The organism is Hymenobacter yonginensis (genome assembly GCF_027625995.1).
In the GTDB taxonomy this organism is placed as follows: Bacteria; Bacteroidota; Bacteroidia; order Cytophagales; family Hymenobacteraceae; genus Hymenobacter; species Hymenobacter yonginensis.
Genome location: NZ_CP115396.1, coordinates 15047 through 36392 on the forward strand (window position 1 = coordinate 15047; position 21346 = coordinate 36392).

General features: G+C 63.1%; 21 protein-coding genes. 15 read left to right on the plus strand and 6 right to left on the minus strand.

Translation table 11 applies throughout. From position 1 onward, the window contains the following. Positions 1 to 4: 4 nt before the first annotated feature. The 5 genes from O9Z63_RS00045 (at position 5) to ccsA (ending at position 4963) form a co-directional block, all read left to right on the plus strand. Positions 5 to 646 carry a heme exporter protein CcmB gene (locus tag O9Z63_RS00045; RefSeq protein WP_044014362.1) on the plus strand — a complete coding sequence of 214 codons (642 nt, stop codon included), beginning with the start codon at positions 5 to 7 and terminating at the stop codon, positions 644 to 646. Positions 647 to 801: 155 nt separating this feature from the next. Beyond that, entirely contained in the window at positions 802 to 1473 is a 672-nt protein-coding gene (locus O9Z63_RS00050; protein WP_044014360.1) for a cytochrome c biogenesis protein, read from the plus strand. After that, positions 1454 to 1693, plus strand: a complete 240-nt coding sequence (locus O9Z63_RS00055; protein ID WP_270127202.1) for a CcmD family protein — start codon at positions 1454 to 1456, stop codon at positions 1691 to 1693. The genes O9Z63_RS00050 and O9Z63_RS00055 overlap by 20 nt, the downstream gene beginning before the upstream one ends. Positions 1694 to 1809: 116 nt before the next feature. Further along, a complete protein-coding gene (locus O9Z63_RS00060) occupies positions 1810 to 2238 on the plus strand; it encodes a cytochrome c maturation protein CcmE domain-containing protein (protein WP_044014356.1) in 429 nt (142 codons plus the stop codon). A gap of 127 nt (positions 2239 to 2365) precedes the next feature. Continuing rightward, complete coding sequence (ccsA, locus tag O9Z63_RS00065; protein ID WP_270127203.1) at positions 2366 to 4963, plus strand: cytochrome c biogenesis protein CcsA; 2598 nt, start codon at positions 2366 to 2368, stop codon at positions 4961 to 4963. A 259-nt stretch (positions 4964 to 5222) separates the two neighbouring features. On the opposite strand, the gene O9Z63_RS00070 is transcribed toward ccsA, so the two are convergent. Continuing rightward, the gene (locus tag O9Z63_RS00070; RefSeq protein WP_270127204.1) at positions 5223 to 7094 is read right to left on the minus strand and encodes a T9SS type A sorting domain-containing protein; all 1872 of its coding nucleotides are present in this window, start codon (positions 7092 to 7094) and stop codon (positions 5223 to 5225) included. 190 nt (positions 7095 to 7284) lie between these two features. Between O9Z63_RS00070 and O9Z63_RS00075 the strand changes: the two genes are divergently transcribed. The 8 genes from O9Z63_RS00075 (at position 7285) to O9Z63_RS00110 (ending at position 13553) form a co-directional block, all read left to right on the plus strand. Beyond that, positions 7285 to 8121 (plus strand): Rossmann-like and DUF2520 domain-containing protein, encoded by an 837-nt coding sequence (locus O9Z63_RS00075; RefSeq protein ID WP_270127205.1) that lies wholly within the window; start codon positions 7285 to 7287, stop codon positions 8119 to 8121. A gap of 61 nt (positions 8122 to 8182) precedes the next feature. Then, positions 8183 to 8515, plus strand: a complete 333-nt coding sequence (locus tag O9Z63_RS00080; protein ID WP_044014352.1) for a 2Fe-2S iron-sulfur cluster-binding protein — start codon at positions 8183 to 8185, stop codon at positions 8513 to 8515. Positions 8516 to 8617: 102 nt separating this feature from the next. Continuing rightward, positions 8618 to 8857 carry a Fe-S cluster assembly protein IscX gene (gene iscX, locus O9Z63_RS00085; protein WP_044014350.1) on the plus strand — a complete coding sequence of 80 codons (240 nt, stop codon included), beginning with the start codon at positions 8618 to 8620 and terminating at the stop codon, positions 8855 to 8857. A gap of 103 nt (positions 8858 to 8960) precedes the next feature. Then, on the plus strand, positions 8961 to 9449 hold the full coding sequence (locus tag O9Z63_RS00090) for a KdsC family phosphatase (RefSeq protein ID WP_270127206.1): 489 nt from the start codon (positions 8961 to 8963) through the stop codon (positions 9447 to 9449). A gap of 125 nt (positions 9450 to 9574) precedes the next feature. Beyond that, positions 9575 to 9769: a cold-shock protein gene (locus O9Z63_RS00095; protein ID WP_044014346.1), complete on the plus strand. Its 195-nt coding sequence runs from the start codon at positions 9575 to 9577 to the stop codon at positions 9767 to 9769. 143 nt (positions 9770 to 9912) lie between these two features. After that, positions 9913 to 10845: a UbiA family prenyltransferase gene (locus O9Z63_RS00100; protein ID WP_270127207.1), complete on the plus strand. Its 933-nt coding sequence runs from the start codon at positions 9913 to 9915 to the stop codon at positions 10843 to 10845. A 112-nt stretch (positions 10846 to 10957) separates the two neighbouring features. After that, positions 10958 to 12166: a BamA/TamA family outer membrane protein gene (locus O9Z63_RS00105; protein ID WP_270127208.1), complete on the plus strand. Its 1209-nt coding sequence runs from the start codon at positions 10958 to 10960 to the stop codon at positions 12164 to 12166. Positions 12167 to 12320: 154 nt separating this feature from the next. After that, entirely contained in the window at positions 12321 to 13553 is a 1233-nt protein-coding gene (locus tag O9Z63_RS00110) for a glycosyltransferase (RefSeq protein WP_270127209.1), read from the plus strand. Here O9Z63_RS00110 and O9Z63_RS00115 read toward each other — a convergent pair. The 5 genes from O9Z63_RS00115 to O9Z63_RS00135 form a co-directional block, all read right to left on the minus strand. Next, on the minus strand, positions 13550 to 14152 hold the full coding sequence (locus O9Z63_RS00115; protein ID WP_270127210.1) for an SAM-dependent methyltransferase: 603 nt from the start codon (positions 14150 to 14152) through the stop codon (positions 13550 to 13552). The genes O9Z63_RS00110 and O9Z63_RS00115 overlap by 4 nt on opposite strands. A gap of 100 nt (positions 14153 to 14252) precedes the next feature. Beyond that, a complete protein-coding gene (locus O9Z63_RS00120) occupies positions 14253 to 15002 on the minus strand; it encodes a PIG-L deacetylase family protein (RefSeq protein ID WP_270127211.1) in 750 nt (249 codons plus the stop codon). Next, the gene (locus O9Z63_RS00125; protein WP_270127212.1) at positions 14995 to 16155 is read right to left on the minus strand and encodes an acyl-CoA dehydrogenase family protein; all 1161 of its coding nucleotides are present in this window, start codon (positions 16153 to 16155) and stop codon (positions 14995 to 14997) included. The genes O9Z63_RS00120 and O9Z63_RS00125 overlap by 8 nt, the downstream gene beginning before the upstream one ends. Positions 16156 to 16237: 82 nt before the next feature. Beyond that, entirely contained in the window at positions 16238 to 16834 is a 597-nt protein-coding gene (locus O9Z63_RS00130) for a hypothetical protein (protein ID WP_270127213.1), read from the minus strand. 72 nt (positions 16835 to 16906) lie between these two features. Beyond that, the gene (locus O9Z63_RS00135; RefSeq protein ID WP_270127214.1) at positions 16907 to 18211 is read right to left on the minus strand and encodes a hypothetical protein; all 1305 of its coding nucleotides are present in this window, start codon (positions 18209 to 18211) and stop codon (positions 16907 to 16909) included. 179 nt (positions 18212 to 18390) lie between these two features. Between O9Z63_RS00135 and purH the strand changes: the two genes are divergently transcribed. Together purH and O9Z63_RS00145 are read left to right on the plus strand one after the other, a co-directional pair. Further along, a complete protein-coding gene (gene purH / locus O9Z63_RS00140) occupies positions 18391 to 19926 on the plus strand; it encodes a bifunctional phosphoribosylaminoimidazolecarboxamide formyltransferase/IMP cyclohydrolase (protein WP_270127215.1) in 1536 nt (511 codons plus the stop codon). 348 nt (positions 19927 to 20274) lie between these two features. Continuing rightward, positions 20275 to 21300 (plus strand): rod shape-determining protein, encoded by a 1026-nt coding sequence (locus O9Z63_RS00145; protein WP_044014329.1) that lies wholly within the window; start codon positions 20275 to 20277, stop codon positions 21298 to 21300. Positions 21301 to 21346 lie beyond the last annotated feature (46 nt).

The window sequence follows — 21346 nt, forward strand, 5'->3', positions numbered from 1 at the left end:
GTTGATGATCAAAGACTTCCGCTTGGAGTGGCGGCAGCGCGCGGCCCTCAACGGCATGCTGCTCTACGTGGGCAGCACCGTCTTCGTCTGTTACCTGAGCTTTTCGGTACGGGGCGGCATTCCGCCCGCGCCGGCCTGGAATGCCCTGTTCTGGATCATCCTGCTGTTTTCGGCCGTGAATGCCGTGGCGAAGGGCTTCCTGCAGGAAAGCCGGGGCCGCATGCTCTACTATTACACCCTGGTACGCCCGCAGGCCGTGATTCTGGCCAAAATAGCCTACAACGCCCTGCTGCTGCTGGGTTTGGCGCTGGCCGGCCTCGGCCTCTACCTGCTGATTCTGGGCAACCCTGTGCAGAACGTGCCGCTGTTTGTGGCCAATGTGGCGCTGGGCGCGCTGGGCTTTGCCTCCACGCTCACGCTGGTGTCGGGCATTGCGGCCAAGGCCTCCAACAGCAACACGCTGATGGCCGTGCTGGGCTTCCCGCTCATGATTCCGATGCTGCTGCTGCTGATTAAGGTGTCCAAGAACGCGCTGGATGGTTTGGAGTTCGAGGCCAGCCAAAGCTCCCTGCTTACACTGCTGGCCCTGAACATGATAGTGGTGGCCGTGTCGTACGTGCTGTTTCCGTTTCTGTGGCGCTCCTGATGTAGTGCCTGGTGCTTAGGGCCTAGTGCTTAGGCCGTGAGCACCAAGTTGAAAAACCATTGTTTGCCCCAACTGACTGCTCATTTACCTGTTTACCTAGTGCTGCTCTTTCAAATTCTAGGCACTAAGCCCCAAGCCCTAAGCCCTAAACAAGCATGAAAAACAACTGGTGGAAAGGTCTGACGGTGCTGCTGCTGCTCTACACGGCGGTGGCGGGGCTGTTGGTGCCGGTGCCGCGGCTGGCCATTCTCAACGAAACCATCCGCAACCTCTACTTCCATGTGCCCATGTGGTTCGGGATGACATTCATCCTGATAGCCTCTGTGTACTACTCTATCCGCTACCTGCGCACGCCCACGCCGGAGCTGGATATTCGCTCGCACGAGTCGGCCCGCATCGGGATTCTGATGGGGATTGTGGGGCTGGCCACGGGAAGCATCTGGGCGCGCTACACCTGGGGCACCTGGTGGACCAACGACCCCAAGCTGAATGGCGCCGCCATTGCCATGCTCATCTACGGCGCTTATCTGGTGTTGCGCTCCTCGTTTACGGACGAGCAGCAGCGGGCCCGCATTTCGGCCATCTACAACATCTTCGCCTTTGCCACGGCCATGCCGCTGTTCTACATTCTGCCGCGCCTCACCGATTCTTTGCACCCCGGCGCGGGCGGCAACCCGGCCTTCGCCAAATACGACCTCGACAACGCCATGCGCGCCGTGTTCTACCCGGCCGTCATTGGCTGGACGCTGCTGGCCTTCTGGTTGGCGCAAGTGGCCAGCCGCATTTCCCTGCTTAAACTCAAGGTATATGAAAAACAGCTTGCGTAGCCTCCGTACGGGCTTTCTGCTGCTCCTGGCGCTGCTGCTGCCGGTGCTGCACGCCGCCGCCCAAACCGCCGACTCGCCCGAAATGGCCGATGCATTCCGCGCCGACGGTAAAATCTACGTGGTGGTAGCCGTCATAACGGTGGTGCTGGCGGGGCTGCTAGCCCTGCTGGTGTCCCTGGACCGCAAGGTGAGCCGCCTGGAGCGCGAGCTGAAAGACTAGCGGCCTGCAGGATTTCGCTGACATAAATCATTGCCGGCCGCGGGCATGCTGCGGACTTTTCCGGCTCCTTTTGTTGTTCTGACTGCCCCGGCCCCTATGGCCATCTGTTGCAACCCATGAAAAAAGCACACATCCTTGTCATTGCCGTCATTGCCGTGGCTATTGGCATCATCATGAGCGCCGCCGGCGACGCCAGCGTGTACGTTTCCTTCAAGGAAGCCCGCGAGCGGGCCTCGGAAGGCAACCTGACCAAAGTTCACGTGGTGGGCCGCCTCCCGCGCGACGGCCAGAAAAACATCCTGGGCCTGGAGTACAACCCCGTCCTCGACCCCAACTATTTCGCCTTCACGCTGGTTGATACCAACCGGATTGCCCAGCGCGTCATCTACTTCAACCCTAAGCCTCAGGACTTCGACAAGTCGGAGCAGGTGGTGATTACGGGCGCCATGCGCAAGGACATCTTCGTGGCCGACAAGATTCTGCTGAAGTGCCCTTCCAAGTACGTGGAGAAGGACATCAAGGGCGCCACGGCGGCCGTGAACTAGAAGGGAACAGCGCGTCATGCTGAGCTTGCTGAAGCATCTCTCCCGCTGACGTTGCCAGAGTAATTGATTACCACTGCAGGCGAGATGCTTCGGCAAGCTCAGCATGACAGTTAGCACCTAGAAGCAAATGCTAAATACTTTCATCGGCGACGCCGGGCACCTGAGCGTAATTGTGGCGTTTGTGGCAGCCACGGTAGCGGCCTATTCCTACTTCATGGCGGCCCGTGGTCGGGCCCTCGGCGACTCCGACGTAGCGTGGCTGCGCCTCGGGCGCGGGGCATTCATCGTGCACGGTGTGGCCGTAATGGCCGTTATCGGCTGTTTGTTCGGCATCATCCACGGGCACCGCTACGAGTATTACTATGCCTGGAGCCACTCCAGCAACCACCTGCCGGTGTACTACATGATTTCCTGCTTCTGGGAAGGACAGGAGGGCAGCTTCCTGCTCTGGATCTTCTGGCACGTGCTGCTGGGCTTTGCCATCATGCGCTGGAACAAGCTCTGGGAAGCGCCCGTCATGGCCGTGTTTGCAGGCGTGCAGCTGTTCCTGACCAGCATGATTCTGGGCGTGGTAACTGCCGGCGTGAAAATCGGCTCCTCGCCCTTCATTCTGCTCCGCGACTTCCTCGTGGATCTGCCCGTATTCAAGCTCAACCCCAACTTTGTGCCCGAAGACGGTACTGGCCTGAACGCCTTGCTGCAGAACTACTGGATGGTGATTCACCCGCCCACGCTGTTCCTGGGCTTTGCCCTGACGCTGGTGCCGTTTGCCTTCGCCATTGCTGGCCTCTGGAAAAACGAGCTGACCCGTTGGGTGAAGCCCGCGTTGCGCTGGAGCCTCTGGGGCGGCCTCGTGCTGGGCGTCGGCATCGTGATGGGCGCCTACTGGGCCTACGAAACGCTAAACTTCGGCGGCTACTGGAACTGGGACCCGGTGGAAAACGCCGTGTACATTCCGTGGCTGGTGCTGGTGGCCGGCATCCACGGGCTGGTGCTCTGGGATAAGCGCCGCACTGCCCTGCGCACCAGCTTCGTGCTAGTAGTAGCCACCTTCCTGCTGATTCTTTACGCCACCTTCCTCACCCGCTCGGGCGTGCTCGGTAACGCCTCCGTACACTCGTTTACCGACCTGGGCCTCTCGGGCCAGCTGATGATCTACCTCGGCGCCTTCGTGGTGCTGGCCATCGGGCTGTTGGTGTACCGCTGGAAATCCATTCCAATCTCCGAGAAGGAGCTGACCACTTACAACCCCGAGCTGTGGGTGTTCGTGGGCGCCACGGTGCTGTGCCTGGGTGCGTTCCAGGTGCTCGTGACCACCAGCATTCCGGTCTATAACGCCTTCCTGGGCTTCATCGGCATCAAGTCCAACCTGGCCCTGCCCGCCGACCAGATTGCCCACTACTCGAAAATCCAGCTCTGGATGGGCGTGGGCGTGGCGCTACTGTCGGGCCTAGCGCAGCTGATGTGGTGGCAGCGCAACGACAAAACCACGGTCATCAACGCCGTGGGTACGCCGCTGGTGCTCACCCTGCTCGGCTCGGCCCTCGTGATTCTGCTGCTGCGCTACAATGGCCACGAGATTCAACCCGCCTACATTGCTCTGCTCACGGCCGGCCTGTTTGGCGTGCTGGCCAACATCAGCACCATTGCTCAGCTGATTCTGCGCCGCGTGCAGCTCTCGGGCGGCGGCGTGGCCCACCTAGGCATTGCGCTGATGCTACTGGGCGTGTTGGGCTCGGCCGGCTACTCCAACATCGTATCCAAAAACGTGTCGGGTCTGGTGTACTCCAAGGAGTTTCCCGAAGACCTGAACCGCGACAACGTGCTGCTGTGGCGCAACGACTCGGCCCCAATGGGCCCGTATGACGTGAGCTACACCGGCCAGTACCTCGACGTGCCCGGCGTGCCCGGCTACGTCAACAAAGACCTGCTGTTCCGCACCGCCGACGAGTACAAAGCCCTGGCCCGCGCCGATATCAAGCGCGAAAACAAGGTGTACTACAAGGCCGGCGACACGGTGGAAATCCTGCCCGAAAACACCTACTACCGCGTCGAGTACAAAAACCGGGAGTCCGGTGAGGCCTTCACGCTCTACCCGCGCGCCCAGGTGAACGAGGAAATGGGCGGCCTGTTGGCCTCGCCAGACATCAAGAAATTCCTCGGCCACGACATCTACTCGCACATCAGCTCCGTGCCCGACCCCAGCAAGGAAAAGGACTGGAGCGAGGTGAAGGAAAGCCAGTTGGCTGTCGGCGACACTATCTTCCTCAACGACTACTTCGCCGTGTTCCGCGGTGTGGAGCCCGCCCAGCAAACCGCCGGTCTGGGCCTCGCCAAAGGCGACCTGGCCATCCAGGCCGACATGATGGTGTACGGCGAGAAAAAGCAGTACCATGTCCACCCCGTGTTCGTAGTGCGCAACAAGATGATTGGCCGCGTGCCCGACGAAATCGAGGACCTCGGCCTGCGCATTTCCATGAACACCGTAGACCCCACGGCCGGCAAGTTCACGTTCGGCGTGAGCACCACCCAGAAGGACTATATCATCCTGAAAGCGGTGGAAAAGCCCTTCATCAACCTGCTCTGGAGCGGCACGCTGCTCATGGCGCTGGGCTTCGGCCTGGCCCTGCGCAACCACGGCCGCCGCAAGCAGGCCGTGCCTGCTACCGCGCCCGCGCCAAGCCGGGCAACCTCCCGCCAGGCCCGCCCCGAAGCCGTGGCCTAGTAGCCACCCGATCAGCACAAAAAAACGCCCGGAAGCTGTCTGTTTCCGGGCGTTTTTTTGTGCTGTATCCCGGCGCAGGCATCCGCTTGCGGGTGCTGAGGTATGAGTAGGTGGATAAGCCAAGCAGCTACGGCGCCGCGTCTGCCCGGCTGCGATGGTGTGACGGGCAATGACCGCCGGGGCAGCCGGCCCGTGCAAGTCCACAAAAAAAGGGCAGCCATCAGGGCTGCCCTTTTCAAAAGCTGAACGAGAAGTTAACCTACTTGGTGATGGTCAGCTGGCGTACGGTGTAGTCGGCGCCGGTCTGCACCTTCAGCAGGTACATGCCGTTGGCGAGGCCTGAGAGGTTCACTTCGTTGGTGAAGTTGTCCTTCAGCGCAGCCGTGTGCACCGTCTGGCCCAGCATGTTCACCACGCTCACCTGCAGGTTGCCTTTGGCGTTGGCGCCGCGCACGTCCAGTTTCACCAGACCCGTAGATGGGTTAGGATACATGGAAATGGCGCGGTTCAGGGCTTCCGAGGTGCCCTGTACGATGGAAGTCTGGGCATCCAGCACGAAAGCACCGAGGTTACTGGGGGCGGCATCTACCAAGGTCCCTCCATTGGCTGCGAAAGGCGCAATAGTGAAGAAGGTGGCTAAGCGGGTCGGGTTTTCGGGCAGCGTAGCCATAGGAAAGTAGCGCGCGCCACCTGCCGGAGCCGCCGTCTGCACGAGGCCCACATAGAAGCCACCGGCCTGAGTGGCCACTGCCGTTTGCAGGGGTAGCGTCTTCAGCGTATTGATATCGGCAGTCTGCACTACGTAGTCAGCCGAGCGGCCCAGAACGGCGCCGTTGGCATCCACCACTACGCTGTACACGGTGCGGCCCACCGTGTTCGGGTCGGCAATGCCGGCGGCTACCGCCGTGATGGTGCGGGCTGTAGGCGTGGTGAATCTGGCTACGAAAGCGCCAGTGGTGGTGGCCGTGAAGCCTACGCTCAGATTGGGGTCGAACGGCGTGTTGTTGGCGTAGCTGAAGGTGCCAGCCGTCACAACCTGTGTGTACGTCTGCGTGTTGTTGTTATTGCTGCCATCAGCTGGCACCGATACAGCCAGCGTGTTGTTGCCGACGGTCGTCGGGGTGAAGGCGGTAAAGGTGACAACGGTTGAGGCGCCGACGGCCAGCGTTGGAATAATCTTCGCGTCGGTGAACGTATTGGCTCCCGTCACGCTGAGCGTTACCGGAACATTGGTAAGCGCCGAGGCACCGGTGTTGCGCACCACGGCCTGCACAGTCTGCGCGATGCTCGGCGTCTTGCCCAGGGCGTAGATGCTCAGAACGGCCGCGTCGTTGGCGGCAGCCTGGTTGAACGTATACGTACGCCCTGCGTCCGGCAATACGGAGCTACGCACGTTGTGGGCGTTGCCGGTGTAGTTGCCGGCCACAAAAGAGGCCAGCCCCCAGGCCTGCACCGAACCTTTGGTAACTAGCACCGACGTAGTGGCGGTGTTGTCGGAACCCTTGATGCCTACGGCCGCCGCTTTGAACCCATCGGGGCCCGGGCCGGCGGTGGCAGTGCCGTACACAAACTCCACGCGGTTAGACGTTTCGTACAGCTTCACCTGGAAGGAAATATTGGCGAACTGCTTGCCTGCGGGCAATTTGTCGCTCACATTTTTCCACTGGATGGTAGTTACACGCGAACCGGCCGCTCCCGTCGTGGCTACGCGGTATTCGGTGGTGGCGGTGCCTTCCAGGTCCAAGTTCAGTGGCAGGAGCAGGTTGGTTTCGGTTGCCGTGTTCAGCGGACCACCGGCGGCAGCCTGCGGATCGGTGTAGAAGAACGGGGCTGCCGGAGCAGTGGTACCCAGCTTCAGAAAACCGTTGGTGTTGAGTACGAAATCGGTAAACGCCGTGCCGTTGAAGTTGAACGTGAAGCCAATAGGCGTGGAAGCCGAGTTAGCGTCGTCGTTGTTTGGCGTAGTAATAACGGTGCCGCTCGTGCCCAGGTCGGTATAGGTGCCAGCCGAGTTGCTGGTGCCGAACAGGTTGTAATTCAGGGCTTGTGCCTGCGCCGCCGTGGTGCCGGCTAGGCCCAGCATAGCAGCCAGAGCCAGCTTGCGCCAGGGCGCAGTGTACGAATGTGTCATACGGGTAGAGGTGTTGGAAATGGTGAATGGGTAAAGTGGAGAAGACGATGAATATGCCCTTTAAACAATATTCAAGGGCAGTTCTTGAGCTTACAAGTTGATTACTTTTCCTGAGAACTACACAAGTCGTATCCGAAAAGCCATATTCCTGCCCGTACTTTACACCATTCAGCATCCTCCCTTTCTGCTCATGACTTCCGATCCGGCTCTATCTCTGCGTATTATGCTGCTGGGCGCGGGCCGGGTAGCCAGCCAGCTGGCACCCGCGCTGCGCCACGCCGGCCACCAGCTGGCCGGCATCTGGAGCCGTACGCCCGCTACCGCCGCCGCGCTGGCCGCCACCGTGCCCGGCACGCCCGCGCTGCTCACCCCCGATTTCACCGCCCTGCCCCCCGCCGACCTCTACCTGCTGGCCGTGCCCGATGCTGCCATTCCGGCGGTGCTGGCGCAGGCCCGCTTCCCGGCCGGGGCGCTGGTGGCCCATACTTCCGGTACCGTGCCGCTGAGTGTGTTCGAGGCGCTGCCGCACGTGGTGGGCGGCGTGTTCTACCCGCTCCAGACCTTCAGCGCCGGGCGCATCCTCGACTGGCGCGCCGTGCCGCTGTGCATAGAAGGGGCCACCCCCGCCGCGCAGGACTTGCTGCTGGCGTTGGGCCACACCCTGAGCGGCAGCGTGCAGGTGGTGGGCACGCCGCAGCGGCAGGCCATTCATATAGCGGCAGTGTTTGCCTGCAACTTCACCAACCACCTGCTGGGCATCAGCCACGCGCTGCTGGCGGAGCAGCAGCTGCCGCTGGCGCTGCTGGCCCCGCTGCTCCACGAAACCGTGGAAAAGGCCCTGGCCAACCCGCCCTTCACGGTGCAAACCGGCCCGGCTGCCCGGCACGATGCCCCCACGCTGGCCCGGCACCAGGCCGCCCTGACGGACTATCCGGCGTGGCTGGCGGTGTATAACGCCCTGACCAGCAGTATTCAAAAGCAGTTGGAGGCTCCGGCCGCAAACAACCAAGGGGGGATAGAGCTTTGAATCCGGTAGAGGCGTGCGTACCTTCGTGACTTCATTTTTTGCCTCGTCAGAAGATTTTTTTGTGAAAGCTGTCAACATCACCTTCCAATTTCAAGACGGCCAGCCCGAGCAGACCCACGTGGCCGCCGAAGGCGAGTCGGTGCTGGACGTGGCCCTCAACAACGGCATCCAGCTTCAGCACAACTGCGGCGGTGTCTGCGGCTGCAGCACCTGCCACGTCTATGTGCAGCGCGGCGAAGCCGACCTGCCCGAAATCAGCGACAAGGAGGAAGACTTCATCGACCGCGCCGTGAACCCACGCATCAACTCGCGCCTGGGCTGCCAGTGCGTGGTGCAGGCCAGCAGCCAGGATCTGGTGATCCTCATTCCGGCGCAAGAGTTCCTCGGACACTAATCTCAATGGGTGAATGGCGGCATGGCTAAACGGCTTGGTCGTTCAGACTCGCCATTTAGCCATGCCGCCATCCACCCATTCAACAACTTAACCAGTAAGAAGATGGCCCATTTCGAGCCCCCCATTCATTGGAACGACCACGAAGATGTGGCCATTGCCTTGTACGAAAAGTTCGGCGATGACTTCTCCGAAGCCAAAATCTACCGCATCCGCTTCACGGAACTGCTGGACTGGGTGCTGGAGCTGCCTAACTTCGAAGGTACCCGCGAGCAGGCCAACGAAGGCCACTTGGAGCAAATCCAGGCCAAGTGGGTGTACGAGTGGCGCGACAACCAGAAATAGGCCCCCTGCCTGTGCGGGCCGGCTTTTACCGTGTTGAAGCTGGCCCGCCGGCGTATTTGTTGCATTGCCTCCGTTCCTAGTTTCTGCCCCGAATTCTGCTGCTATGTCGCCAGACTTATCTGTTATTAAGGCGTTTATTCTTGATGTCGACGGTGTGCTGACGGATGGCACGCTGCTGGCCTTCAACTCCGGTGAGCAGGCCCGCGCCTTCCACATCCGCGACGGCTACGCCATCCGGCACGCGCTGCGGCAGGGCTACCGTATTGCCGTCATCTCGGGCCGCGAGGAAGAAGGTGTGCGCAAGCGCCTGGAGTCGCTGGACGTGCGCGACATGTACCTGGGTGTTGACGATAAGATGAAGATCTTCAACAACTACATCAACACCTACCGCCTCGATCCGGCGCACATCGCCTACATGGGCGACGACATGCCCGATCTGGAGGTGATGCGCCGCTGCGCCCTGGCCGCCTGCCCCGCCGATGCCGCCGCCGATGTGCGCGCCATCAGCTCGTATGTGTCGGCGCTGCCCGGCGGGCACGGGGCCGTACGGGAGCTGATTGAAGCCGTAATGAAAGAGCAAAAGACTTGGTAGCTAGCGGTCTAAGCTGGTTTTAGTGGGTTTTTGAAGCGGCTGTAGCTGCCCCGAAACGGGGTTGCGCTTTTCCGAATTACCTCTATCTTTACCCACTCATCCATTCAACATTTTCTTCTTTTTTCATGAAAACAGGAACCGTAAAATTCTTTAATGAGGCAAAGGGCTACGGCTTCATTACGGATGATGTAACGAAGGAAGATTTCTTCGTGCATATTACCGGCCTGAACGGCGGCCAGGTACAGCAAAACGACCGGGTGGAATTTGAGACGCAGGAAGGCCGCAAAGGCGTGAATGCCGTGAATGTGAAGAGAGTGTAGATTCCAGCTCCGACTTGCCTTTCAAGTATCCGGAAAGCCTCTCCTCAGCTGGAGAGGCTTTCTTTTTGCCAGTGCGGCCAGTTGTCGGGCGCGGGGCCAGCGCAAGGGCCCGGCTGTTGTAGTACTTCGTATGTTGCGTGCCCATGACTGTAGTTGTTCCTTTTTCGTCTGCTGAGGCGGCGCCCGAGCCTGTAGAGCCGCACGGCGGAACGGGGCTGCGGCCGGTGGCGCAGCTGATCCGGCTGCCCAATCTGCTGATGATGCTGCTGTGCCTGGCGCTGGTGCGGGCCGGACTGCTGCAACCCGCGCAGCCGCTCCGCACCCTGCTCGACTGGCGCTTTGGGGTGCTGGCCGTGGCGGCGCTCTGCGTGGCCGCCGCCGGCTACATCATCAACGACTACTACGACGTGAAGATTGACGCCATCAACCGCCCCGGCCGGCTGGTGGTGGGGCGCGTGGTGAACCGCCGCCGCGCCATGCTGGCCCACATGCTGCTGTCGGGAGTGGGAGTGGGGCTGAGCGGGCTGCTCTCGCCGCTGCTGGGCCTCGTGAACCTGGGCTCGGCGCTGCTGCTATGGGGCTACTCGGTGCGGTTTAAGCGGGTGGCGCTGGTGGGCAACGTCAGCATTGCCACGCTCACCGGGGCGCTGGTGCTGCTGCCGGAGCTGCAACTGCGTACCGGCGTGGCGAGCGTGTGGCAATATGCGCTGGCGGCGTTTCTGCTGACGGTGGTGCGTGAAATCGTGAAAGACGTGGAAGACATGCGCGGCGACGCTCAGCACGACTGCCACACGCTGCCCATCGTGTGGGGCGTGGCCCGCACCAAGTGGGTGGCCGGCCTGTTTCTGGCGGCGCTGGTGGCCCTTGTGGCCGGTGCCTGCGGCCACGCCCTTACGCATAGCCGTTTGGTGCTGGGCGGGTGGCTGCTGCTGGCGGTGCTGGGGCCGCTGCTGTGGCTGGGCCGCCTGCTGCTGCGCGCCGACCGGCGGCGGCATTTCGCGCAGCTCAGCTGTTGGTGCAAGGGCATTATGCTGGCCGGCGTGCTCTCGATGCTGCTGGTGGAGGTGCTGCGGTAAAACCGTAGGTGGCTCCCTTGCGTTAGCGCAATCAGACAGGCTGCCGGTATCCCGGATATTGGTTGAAAAGCAGCCTCCAAACCCATTTTCTTCCCTCTTTTCGAAGCTCTTTATGCGCTTTCTCTACATGCCGCTGGCACTGTGTCTGCTGGCCCGGCTTGGTAATGCCCAGGTAGCAACCGACAGCGTTTCGGCGCCTGCGCCCGGCCTCAGCCGCACCACTGCCGAAAAACCCAAGAAGTCGTTGTTCGCGCCCAGCGACAAGCCCAGCTTTATCCCAGTTCCCATTGCTTTCTATCAGCAGGAAACCGGTTTCGCGGCCGGCGCGGCCATTCTGCCGGTGTGGCGCTTCGGCACCGATACCACGGTGCGCAAGTCCAATGCCCGTCTGATTGCCTGGTATTCGCAGGAAAAGCAGAGCACCATCCAGCTGACGCACACCATCTTCACGCCCGGGGAGAAGTTCTTCTTCACCGGCGAGCTGAGCCGCTACGACCAGAAGCTGTTCTACTACGGCGTCGGCAACGATAACTCCAAGGATAACGAGTCGGACTTGGCCTACACGCTCATCATCTTCGATCAGAAGGCCATGAAGCGGGTGGCGCCCAACCTGTTTGCCGGTGTGCGCTACCGTTTCACCAACACCACCGACATCGAGCCCCAGGGCAACGCCGACAACGGCGGCACCAACTACTTCACCCGCGACCCGCGCATTTCGGCCCGCGAGCGACAGGACACCCGGATTTCAGGCGTAGGCCCGGCCGTATTGTTTGACGGCCGCGACAACGTGCTGGCAACCTACCGTGGCTCGTTCGTGGACGCGCACATGCTCTTCAACGGCGACGGTATCGGCTCCGACTACAAGTTCACGCGCTACCAGGTTGACGCCCGCCACTTCCGGCCGCTGTTTGGCTCCAACAACACCATTCTGGCCCTCAACTACCTCGGTTCGTTCCACTCCGGCACTGTGCCGTTCCGCGAGCTGGGCGGCCTGGGTGCCAACCTCGGCGGTGCCCTCTACAACAACGCCGGCCTGATGCGCGGCCTCTACGAAACCCGTTTCCGCGACCGGCAGATGATGACCTTCCAGGCTGAAATTCGGCAGAAACTGTTCTGGCGTATTGATGGGGCCGTATTCGCCGGGGCCGGCCAAGTGGGCTACAAGCTCTCCGACTACGCTTTCGACCAGACCCGCTACGCCGGGGGCGCCGGCCTGCGCTTCCGCTTCAACCGCCGCGACCGGCTCAACATCCGCCTGGACTATGCCGGCGGCACCGACACGGCTCCGAGCATCTACTTTGCCGTGGGTGAAGCTTTCTAGCTTATCCGGTTTCCTTTTGAAAAGCGTCTCTCAGCTTGCTGAGAGACGCTTTTTTTGTTGCAAGTGTATTGTTTTCAAGACTTAAGATGCGGTGCACGCCCAAATGCGGCCAGCAAGTCATCGTCTGGCTGGTGTTTGCGTAGAAGATGACCTGATGCCTACTGCCGCCTCATCTATATCGTCTTGCCCGGCGGTGCCAGCCAGCCCGGCTGCCGCCGGTTTGTGGCAGCATCTGGCGCCACCTGCCGCTACGTTGGCGGTCTGCGTCATTGTTCCGGCCAAAGATGAGGCTGGCCAGCTGCCCGAAACGCTGGCGGCGCTGGCCGCTCAGGTAGATGAGCACGGCCAGCCATTGCCCTACGACAGCTACGAAGTGCTGGTGCTGGCCAACAACTGCCACGACCATACCGCCGAGGTGGTGCGCAGTTTTGCGCGCCTGCACCCCCACATAGCGGTGCAGGTAGCAGAAGCCACGCTGGCCGCCCCCGAGGCTCACGTAGGCCGGGCCCGCCGCCTGCTCATGGACGAAGCCTGCCGCCGGCTCGAGCAAACCGCCGGCCCACGCGGCATCATTGCCAGCACCGACGCCGACACGCGCGTAGCCGCCACGTGGCTGGCTGCCACGCAGGCAGAGTTTGCCGCCGGCGCCGATGCCGTGGGCGGCCGGATTTATCCGGAAGCCGCTTCCGGGGAAATCTGTGTGCGGCGCACCCACCTGCTCGATGCCCGCTACCGCCTGCTTCGGGCCCGCCTCGAAACCCTGCTCGACCCCGACCCGGCTGATGGGTGGCCGCGCCATCATCAGCATTTCGGGGCCAGCCTGGCGCTTACTGTGGCTGCCTACCGCCAGGTGGGCGGGCTACCCGTGGTGCCGTATCTGGAGGATGAAGCCCTGTGGCAGGCCCTGCGCCGCCACGACCTGCGCCTACGCCACAGCCCCAAAGTGTGCGTGAGCACCTCCGGCCGGCACCAGGGCCGGGTGGCGGTAGGCTTGTCGTGGCAGCTGCGTGAATGGGCCAGCCTGCTCCGCCAGCAGCAGGAGCCGCTAGTGGAAAGCGGCGCCAGCCTGGTAGCCGACTGGCAGGCCCGCCGGCAGCTGCGGCAGCTGTGGACACACGCCCATTCCGCGCCTGCCCGTGCGCCCCACTGCGTGCAGCTGGCGGCGGCCCTGAGCGTACCCGCCGGCGCGCTGGCGCAGCAGGTAGCCGTATTTACTTCTTTCGGAGCGCTGTGGGAATGGGTGGTGCGCCATCGGGCCCGGTGGCGGCGGCAGCGTCTGGTGCCACTCTCGCAGGCCATTTTGGAGCTTCGACGGTTGTCAGAACGCTATGCGGCAGCGGCGGAAAGCCCGGCAGTGCATCTGCGGGCTGCTGTAAATCAGCGCTAGTTGCGGCTTAGCAGGTCGAGGCGGTACTGTTCGGCCCGGTGCCCGTGAACGTGCATCAGGGGGGCATTCGGGCCGGTTTGGGCCAGGAAGAAGTTGTGCACCTCATCACCGGTGAGGGGGTAGTCGTGCACGGGGGGCGTCCAGTGCACCAGCAGCAGGTGCCCGCCCGGCTGCAGCGCCGCCAGCAGCGCCGTGGCTACTCGCTCCAGATCGGGCAAGGCCCAATAATACCCGACTTCCGAAAGCACTACCAAGTCAAACTGACGGTCCGATGGAAAGCCGGCAGGCAGGGCCATTCGCTGAAATTCCACCTGCGGCAGATACGCGCACCGCTGCCGTGCCTGCTGCAAAGGCGCTTCCGCTACATCAATAGAGAGCAGATGCCGGCAGCGGGGCGCCAGCATTTCGGTGAGAACTCCCAACGAGCAGCCAACCTCAAAGCCGCTTTCATAGAGCCGTTCCGCAGGCAATGCCGCCAAGGTGTCGGCGTACTTGGCATGCTCGTAGGCGCTGGCCTCGAAGTTCCACGGGTCAGCATTAGCGTGGTACACCGCGTCGAAGTAGTCGGGCGGCAGCGTGGTGGGCTGGTTGGGATTCATAGCGGAGATAGGCGGAAAATGATGGGAGGTGCACGCTGAAGGTAAGGCAGTCAGCCTAAGGCCTGAGTTTGTGGAGCACAAGCTGCGTCAGCGTGGCGCTCTAGTGAGTTACTTCCACATAGGCTTCATACGGCTGCCGAAAATGCGCGAGCATGCTTTCGGCCAGCAGAAAGCCCGTGGGGTCGTCGTCAAACACGCCTGGTGCCAGCTGGGAGCGGTGCGCGGCAATGGCCCGGGTTTTCTGCGCCAGCACCGGCTCAATGGCTAGGCGCCAGCCGGTGGCTTCGCCGGATTGCGGCAGATCGGCCGGCGTGGCCCGTTCCCAGGCCCAGACCAGGTACTCGATCAGCCGGGGCGGCTGCGTGAGCTCGGCCAGCGAGGCCCGCACCAGCAAGCTGGTGGCGCGGTGGTCGGGGTGCGGGTCGCGGCGCCAGGGCACCAGCACCGTGGCCGGCCGGGTGCGCCGGAAAAAGGCGGTCAGCCGCTGCACGGCGGCCGCGCCGGCTGGCGTGTCGGGGGTGGGTACGGCCCCATCGGGCAACCCCAGCGGCAGCAGCATCTGCGGGCCCACGCCCAACTCGGCCAGGGCAGCCCGCAGCTCCTGCTCCCGAATTGCCTGTCGCTGCGGCGCCGGAAATTTCCGGGAGTTTGGGTGCGACATGGTGCCGTCGCTCACGAGGACGCACCACACCGGCAGCCCGGCGCGGGCCAGCAGCGCCAGCAGCCCGCCGCAGCCCAGGCTTTCGTCGTCGGGGTGCGGGGCTATGACGGCCGTAGACCCCAGGGAAGCCGCGTAGGAGGCAGACCGCAGCGGCAGGGCGCGGAAATCGAGGGCCATGGCGTCAGACATTCCACAGCTGGTAAGTGGGTTCGGGCCGGCTCAGTACGAAGCGGCCGACATCGGCCTGGGCCGCGTCGGGGGCGGGCTGGCGCAGGTAGTGGGTCAGGTCGCGGTGCAGGCGTTCGAAGGGCTCGGGCTGCAGCAGGCCGCGGGCCCCCACGCAGCGCTCGGCCAGCTGCAGCACCCGCAGGCAGATTTCTTCCACGGCCGTCCGCATCATGTTGGCATACGCTACCGTCGCCTCGGGGTCGGTTTCGGCGGTGGGGCGCGTGGCGTGGTCGGCGGCGCCACGCAGCCACAGGTTGCCCGACTCGATCAGCACGCCCATCTCGCCGAGGCGCTGGCGCTGATACGGGTCGTCGGTGCGGCCCAGCTGCTGCAGAAAGCGCCGGGTTTCATCGAACACGCCCTCCGCTCCACCCAACTGCACCGCCGCAAACCGGATAGCGCCGCCGCTGAACGTCGGCTGCTGATAGTAGGAGCCGGGCTCGCCCAGCAAGTCTTCCGGCCCGATTTCCAGCCCGGTGAAGTCGACGCGGAAGCTGGCCGAGGCGCGCATACCCAACGGGCGCCAGAAGCTGGCGTCCAGGGTCGGCTGCTGCGTGTCAGCCGGCAAGATCAGCATCTGCCAGCCGCCATCGGGCAGCGCCGCCGTCAGCAAAGGCCGCGTAACGTGGCCTGCGCCTGAGGCAAAGGTTTTGCTGCCCAGCAGGCGGTAGCGGCCGTCAGGCAAAGGCTCCAGCTTCACGCCATCGTGCGCCTCCGTATTCCAGACGCCAAACAGGTGGCCGGCCGCGGCGTCGGCGGCCCAGGCGGCTACCTGCCCGGGCCGGCCGAAACGCTGCAGCAGCTGCAGGGCATTCACGTGGCCTTCGTACACGCGCCCCACGGCCAGGTTGCCCCGCCCGATGTGGCGCAGTACCCGCAGCAGCGGCAGCGTCTGGCCAGGCTCGCCGAGGCCGGTACCACCCAGGCTGGCCGGCAGCGGCGCGTGCAGCAGGCCGGCTTCGCGCAGCCACCCGAACTCCTGCACGGGAAAGCCGCCCACCTGGTCGGAGGCTGGGGCCTGGGCCAGCAGGCGGGGCGCCAGGGCGGCGGCAACTTCGGGGGCCGGTGCCGTGGGCGCCGGTTGCGGCGGGCTGGTGAAGGAATCAGAAAACATAGAGGAACCGGGAAAAACTACACGTTTTTACTGCTAATCCCTCATTAAGTTCAAGCTGATTTCCCGGGCACAGTACGCGGCCTCAGGGACGGGTGGCAGGTGGCGAACCACCGCAGGCATTGTACAGGCTCACCAGCCGACGCAGATTGGCCTCGTCGAAGCGCCCGGTCACGGGGCCGGGCGCACAGGTGGCCAGCAGCCCCCCAAACACCTGCCGAAACGAGCCGGCTTGCACTAGGACCAGCGCATTATTCCCCTGTTCCAGGTAATAGAACGTGTTTTCGTAGCGGGTGCCGTTCAGGGCGCTGGCGTCGCTGTTGCGTATCTCGTAATCGAGGCGATACAGCGTGAGCGAGCCAACGGCCAAGGGCTGAAACAGCAGCCGCAGGGTGTCGCGGCCAACGACGGGCTGAAGCTTGCGCACCCGGTAGGTTTTGCCGGCCTGCAGGCCAGCGCCCCGCACGGTTTTGAGTGGATATAGTATGTCCGGGTCAGTGGGCTGCAGGCGAAACCGCAGGCTCATGCCCATGGTGCGGGCCGTAGGGGGCAGCACATAGCCCCGTACGGTGTCGCCGGCCAGGGAAACCACATAGCCGGGCTTATAGGGAGTGGCTTTCTGGGCGTGCAGCGGGGCAGGAGCCAGCAATGCACAGCCGCCAAAGAGAAGGAAGTATTTCATAAAGCACGGCTGTATGGTACAGGCAGCGGCAAGCGGCTTGGTTGCCAGGGTGGAGAGCTGCTAGGTTGCTACTTAAAACTCCACGCCCACCCGCACCGAAAGGCCATCGTAGGCGGCACCGTTCAGAAACTGGTCGTCGCGCAGCTCTTTGCCCCGCTCATACTGCACTTCCAGCACCGGCGTGAGCTTGCCGGCGCCCAGACGCGGCCGGAAGCCGGCGGTGAGCTGGCCGCCCAGCGTCAGCACCGAGCCGTTGTCGAACCGTTCGTCGGTTACGCGCTCAGCAACGGCGCGTGGCGAGAAGCTGCCGGGGTCAACCACAGAGCGCAGGGCATCGGAAACGAGGTGGCCCTGGCGGTGCAGGCCCGGCACTGCCCCGGCCCCCACGTAGAAGCCGTAGCCCGACTTTGCGCCCCATTGCACCCACACCGGCAGCTGCAGGGCCTGCACCTCAAACTCCGCGGCCAGCGCAAACTGCTGGCCGGCATTGGTGAAGCCAACCGGCACCACGTAGTCGGAGGCGTAGCGCGTGCGGCGCTTGCCGTACTGCAGCCCCGCCCCAAACGATACGGCCCGGCCGGGCCGCACGAGGCGGGCGTACACGGCCGCCTGCCAGTCGGTGAGCGGCTCGGCTTTGGAGCGGGCCAGGCGCGGCTCGTTGCCGATACTGAGCGTATGCCTAGCTGCCCCGGCCCGGACGCCCAGCAGCAGCTGGCTTTTGGGGGCCGGCTCGGGGGCCGGGCGCAGGTCGGTGGCAGGCAGGCCGGGGGCACAGCTGCTGTATGCCAGGGCCAGCTTCACCAGCGCGTCCTCCTCAAACTTGGTGCGCGGCAACTGCTCCAGGGCGGGCGCGCAGCCGGCAAACACCGACTGCAGCATGGGGCGGAAGTTGATCTGCTCCAGCACCAGCAGGCCGCTGGGGGCCGTTTCCATCAGGAAAAACTGTGTTTCGCGCTTGGTGTGCTCGAAGGCGGTGCCGGTGCTGGGCACCAGGTTGTAGTCGAGGCGGTAGAGGCGGGCGGCGCCGGTGGTTAGCTGCTGCACAAACACGCCGATTGAGTCGCGGGAGTCGCCCACGATGTGCGTAACCACCTGGGTGCGCCGCTGCAGTACCAGCTTGCGCCGCACCAGCCGCTGGCCGTTGTCTAGCTGCACCAGGCGCGTGGTGAGCGGCAGGTAGGCCTTGCCGGGAGTGGTGGTGCCGGCCGCCCGCAGCAGCACGCCGTTTTCCGACGGAAACCGGGTCAGCTCAATTTCGCCCCGCAGCGTATCGCCCTGCATGGTTACCAAGTATCCAGGTTTGTAGTTGGTGGCCGACTGGGCGAATCCCAGGGCTGAGGCCAGGCAGGCGCCGGCAAGCAGAAAAAGATGTTTCACTAAAACCAGAGGAATAAAATGGTAGCGAGCAGCCGCAAAGATATCGGCGCGGGCTGCCTCCACAATCCGCCCGGAAGAATTGGCCGCCGGACGCACATAATAATTCGGTAACACCGCTGCTTTCGCTGGCGGCCCTACCTTCGCGGCGCGTTTCACCCCTTCACCAACTTATTGCTACCATGTCGCAGCCCATTCGCTCCGCCCTCGTTTCTGTATATTATAAAGACCGCCTCGAACCATTGGTGGCGCTGCTCAAGCAGCACGGCGTCACGATTTACTCTACCGGCGGTACGCAGCAGTTCATTGAGGAGCAGGGCGCCGAGGTGATGGCTGTGGAGAGCCTGACGGGCTTTCCGGCCGTGTTTGGCGGCCGCGTGAAAACGCTGCACCCCAAAGTATTCGGCGGCATTCTGCAGCGCCGCCACGAGGCCGGCGACCAGCAGGAAGCCAGCCAGCACCAGATTCCGCCCATCGACCTGGTGATTGTGGACCTGTACCCGTTCGAGGAAACCGTAGCTTCCGGCGCGGCTGAGGCCGACGTTATCGAGAAGATTGACATCGGCGGCATCTCGCTGCTGCGCGCCGCCGCCAAAAACTTCCGCGACGTGCTGGTGGTGAGCTCCCGCGACCAATACGCGGCGGTAACCGAGCTGCTGACCCAGAAAAACTGCGCCACCGACCTCGACGACCGCCGCCACTACGCTGCCGCCGCCTTCGAGGCTACCTCGCACTACGACACCCAGATTTTCCGGTACATGGCCCAGGGCACGGAGCTGAGCGCCGCTGCCCTGAAGGTGAGCGAGAAGCCCGCCACCGCCCTGCGCTACGGCGAAAACCCGCACCAGGCCGGCACCTTCTACGGCGACCTGAACGCCCTCTTCGACCAACTCCACGGCAAGCAGCTCAGCTACAACAACCTCGTGGACGTGGATGCCGCCGTGCTGCTCATGCAGGAGTTCGACGCCCAGGGCCCGGCAGCCTGCGCCATCCTCAAGCACACCAACGCCTGCGGCATCGCCCAGGCCGACACGCTGCACACGGCCTACCTCAACGCTCTCAGCTGCGACCCGGTGTCAGCGTTCGGGGGCGTTATCATCGTAAACAAGCCCGTGGACGCCGCTACGGCCGAAGAGCTGAACAAGCTGTTTTTTGAGGTGCTGATTGCGCCGGAGTTTGAGGCCGACGCGCTGCCCATCCTACAAAGCAAGAAAAACCGCATTCTGCTGCGCCAGAAGCCGGTGCAGTTCCCGGCCAAGCAAATCAAAACCTTGCTCAACGGCGTGATTGAGCAAGACTTCGACCGCCAGGTGGAAGGCGCCGCCGAGTTCCGCACCGTAACCGAGTCGGCGCCGACAACCGACGAGGTGGCAGCGCTGGAATTCGCCCTCAAAGTGTGCAAGCATACCAAGAGCAACACCATCGTGCTGGCGCGGGCCGGCCAGCTGCTGGCGTCCGGCGTGGGCCAGACCTCGCGCGTAGATGCCCTGCGCCAAGCCATCGAGAAGGCCCGCAGCTTCGGCTTCGAGCTGCAGGGAGCCGTGATGGCCTCCGACGCTTTCTTCCCCTTCCCTGACTGCGTGGAAATTGCCGGCGAGGCGGGTATCCGGGCCGTGGTGCAGCCCGGCGGCTCCATCAAAGACCAGGACAGCATCGACGCCTGCAACCGCCTGGGCATGGCCATGGTGCTCACCGGCGTGCGCCACTTCAAGCACTAGCCTGACAAGTAGGCGCCTATAGTTCAACGGCGTCTGTGCTGAAACTGAAAACGCCCCGGCGTGGCTCTGGCCGCGGCGGGGCGTTTTGTGCGTAGCAGGCAGCTGCCGGCGGCCAGGAAACCGGAAAATACGGGCCGCCCGGCCTGCCCGGACAATCTGGGCGGGCCGGGCGGCGTTGGGGACGCCAGCCGCCGGATAACGGATTCCCTACGTGGGACGGATTAGGCGGCCTGCAGTTTCAGTTTGATAACACCAACCGTGGGGCTTCCCCGAAACTTGCTTACTTTTGCCCCCACTTTTTGTGCGGGTGCAAACGCCCCGTACTCATTCACTTGCCGCCGTTAACCAATGGGTTTCTTTAATTTCCTCACCAGCGATATTGCCATCGACCTGGGAACGGCCAATACGCTCATCATCCACAACGACAAAATCGTGGTGGACGAGCCGAGCATCATCGCCAAAGACCGCACAACCAATAAAGTAATTGCCGTGGGCCGGCAAGCGCAGCAAATGCACGAAAAGACCCACGACAATATCAAGACTATCCGCCCCCTGAAAGACGGCGTAATTGCCGACTTCCACGCCGCCGAGGAGATGATCAAAGGGATGATTAAGATGATTGACACCCGGACGCGGCTGTTTCAGCCGTCGCACCGCATGGTCATCTGCATTCCATCGGGTATCACCGAGGTAGAGAAGCGCGCTGTGCGTGACTCCGCCGAGCACGCCGGCGCCAAGGAAGTCTGGATGATTCAGGAGCCCATGGCCGCCGCCATCGGCATCGGTATCGACGTGGAGCAGCCCGTAGGCTCGATGATCATCGACATCGGGGGTGGTACCACCGAAATTGCGGTAATCGCCCTGTCGGGTATCGTCTGCGACCAGTCCATCAAGACGGCCGGTGACGTGTTCAACCAGGATATTCTCGACTATATGCGCCGCCAGCACAACCTGCTGATCGGGGAGCGTTCCGCGGAGCGCATCAAGATTGAAGTAGGCGCGGCCCTCACCGAGCTCGATGTGACGCCGCCCGACTTTGAAGTGCGCGGCCGCGACCTGATGACCGGCATTCCGAAGGTTATCAAGGTAACGTCGTCGGAAATTGCCATTGCCCTCGACAAGTCGGTGGCCAAGATTGAGGAAGCCGTGCTGAAGGCGCTGGAGATTTCGCCGCCCGAGCTGTCGGCCGACATCTACGAAAACGGCATTCACCTGACCGGCGGCGGCGCCCTGCTGCGCGGCCTCGACAAGCGCCTGGCCGCCAAAACCAAGCTGCCGATCCACATTGCCGAAGACCCGCTGCGCGCCGTGGTGCGCGGCACCGGCGCGGCCATCAAAAACATCCAGGCCTTCCGCAGCGTGCTGCTGACTTAATGGCTAAATGGCTGAATGGTTAAATGGTTGGTCGTTCCAGAGAAGT

Excerpts from the sequence above, each read along its gene's own strand:
- O9Z63_RS00050 (WP_044014360.1), top strand. The coding sequence starts at position 802 with ATGAAAAACAACTGGTGGAAAGGTCTGACGGTGCTGCTGCTGCTCTAC.
- ccsA (WP_270127203.1), top strand. The coding sequence starts at position 2,366 with ATGCTAAATACTTTCATCGGCGACGCCGGGCACCTGAGCGTAATTGTG.
- O9Z63_RS00105 (WP_270127208.1), top strand. The coding sequence starts at position 10,958 with ATGCGCTTTCTCTACATGCCGCTGGCACTGTGTCTGCTGGCCCGGCTT.
- O9Z63_RS00070 (WP_270127204.1), bottom strand. The coding sequence starts at position 7,094 with ATGACACATTCGTACACTGCGCCCTGGCGCAAGCTGGCTCTGGCTGCT.
- iscX (WP_044014350.1), top strand. The coding sequence starts at position 8,618 with ATGGCCCATTTCGAGCCCCCCATTCATTGGAACGACCACGAAGATGTG.
- O9Z63_RS00075 (WP_270127205.1), top strand. The coding sequence starts at position 7,285 with ATGACTTCCGATCCGGCTCTATCTCTGCGTATTATGCTGCTGGGCGCG.
- O9Z63_RS00045 (WP_044014362.1), top strand. The coding sequence starts at position 5 with ATGATCAAAGACTTCCGCTTGGAGTGGCGGCAGCGCGCGGCCCTCAAC.
- O9Z63_RS00130 (WP_270127213.1), bottom strand. The coding sequence starts at position 16,834 with ATGAAATACTTCCTTCTCTTTGGCGGCTGTGCATTGCTGGCTCCTGCC.
- O9Z63_RS00095 (WP_044014346.1), top strand. The coding sequence starts at position 9,575 with ATGAAAACAGGAACCGTAAAATTCTTTAATGAGGCAAAGGGCTACGGC.
- O9Z63_RS00055 (WP_270127202.1), top strand. The coding sequence starts at position 1,454 with ATGAAAAACAGCTTGCGTAGCCTCCGTACGGGCTTTCTGCTGCTCCTG.
- O9Z63_RS00145 (WP_044014329.1), top strand. The coding sequence starts at position 20,275 with ATGGGTTTCTTTAATTTCCTCACCAGCGATATTGCCATCGACCTGGGA.
- O9Z63_RS00120 (WP_270127211.1), bottom strand. The coding sequence starts at position 15,002 with ATGTCTGACGCCATGGCCCTCGATTTCCGCGCCCTGCCGCTGCGGTCT.
- O9Z63_RS00090 (WP_270127206.1), top strand. The coding sequence starts at position 8,961 with ATGTCGCCAGACTTATCTGTTATTAAGGCGTTTATTCTTGATGTCGAC.
- purH (WP_270127215.1), top strand. The coding sequence starts at position 18,391 with ATGTCGCAGCCCATTCGCTCCGCCCTCGTTTCTGTATATTATAAAGAC.
- O9Z63_RS00060 (WP_044014356.1), top strand. The coding sequence starts at position 1,810 with ATGAAAAAAGCACACATCCTTGTCATTGCCGTCATTGCCGTGGCTATT.
- O9Z63_RS00125 (WP_270127212.1), bottom strand. The coding sequence starts at position 16,155 with ATGTTTTCTGATTCCTTCACCAGCCCGCCGCAACCGGCGCCCACGGCA.
- O9Z63_RS00115 (WP_270127210.1), bottom strand. The coding sequence starts at position 14,152 with ATGAATCCCAACCAGCCCACCACGCTGCCGCCCGACTACTTCGACGCG.
- O9Z63_RS00110 (WP_270127209.1), top strand. The coding sequence starts at position 12,321 with ATGCCTACTGCCGCCTCATCTATATCGTCTTGCCCGGCGGTGCCAGCC.
- O9Z63_RS00100 (WP_270127207.1), top strand. The coding sequence starts at position 9,913 with ATGACTGTAGTTGTTCCTTTTTCGTCTGCTGAGGCGGCGCCCGAGCCT.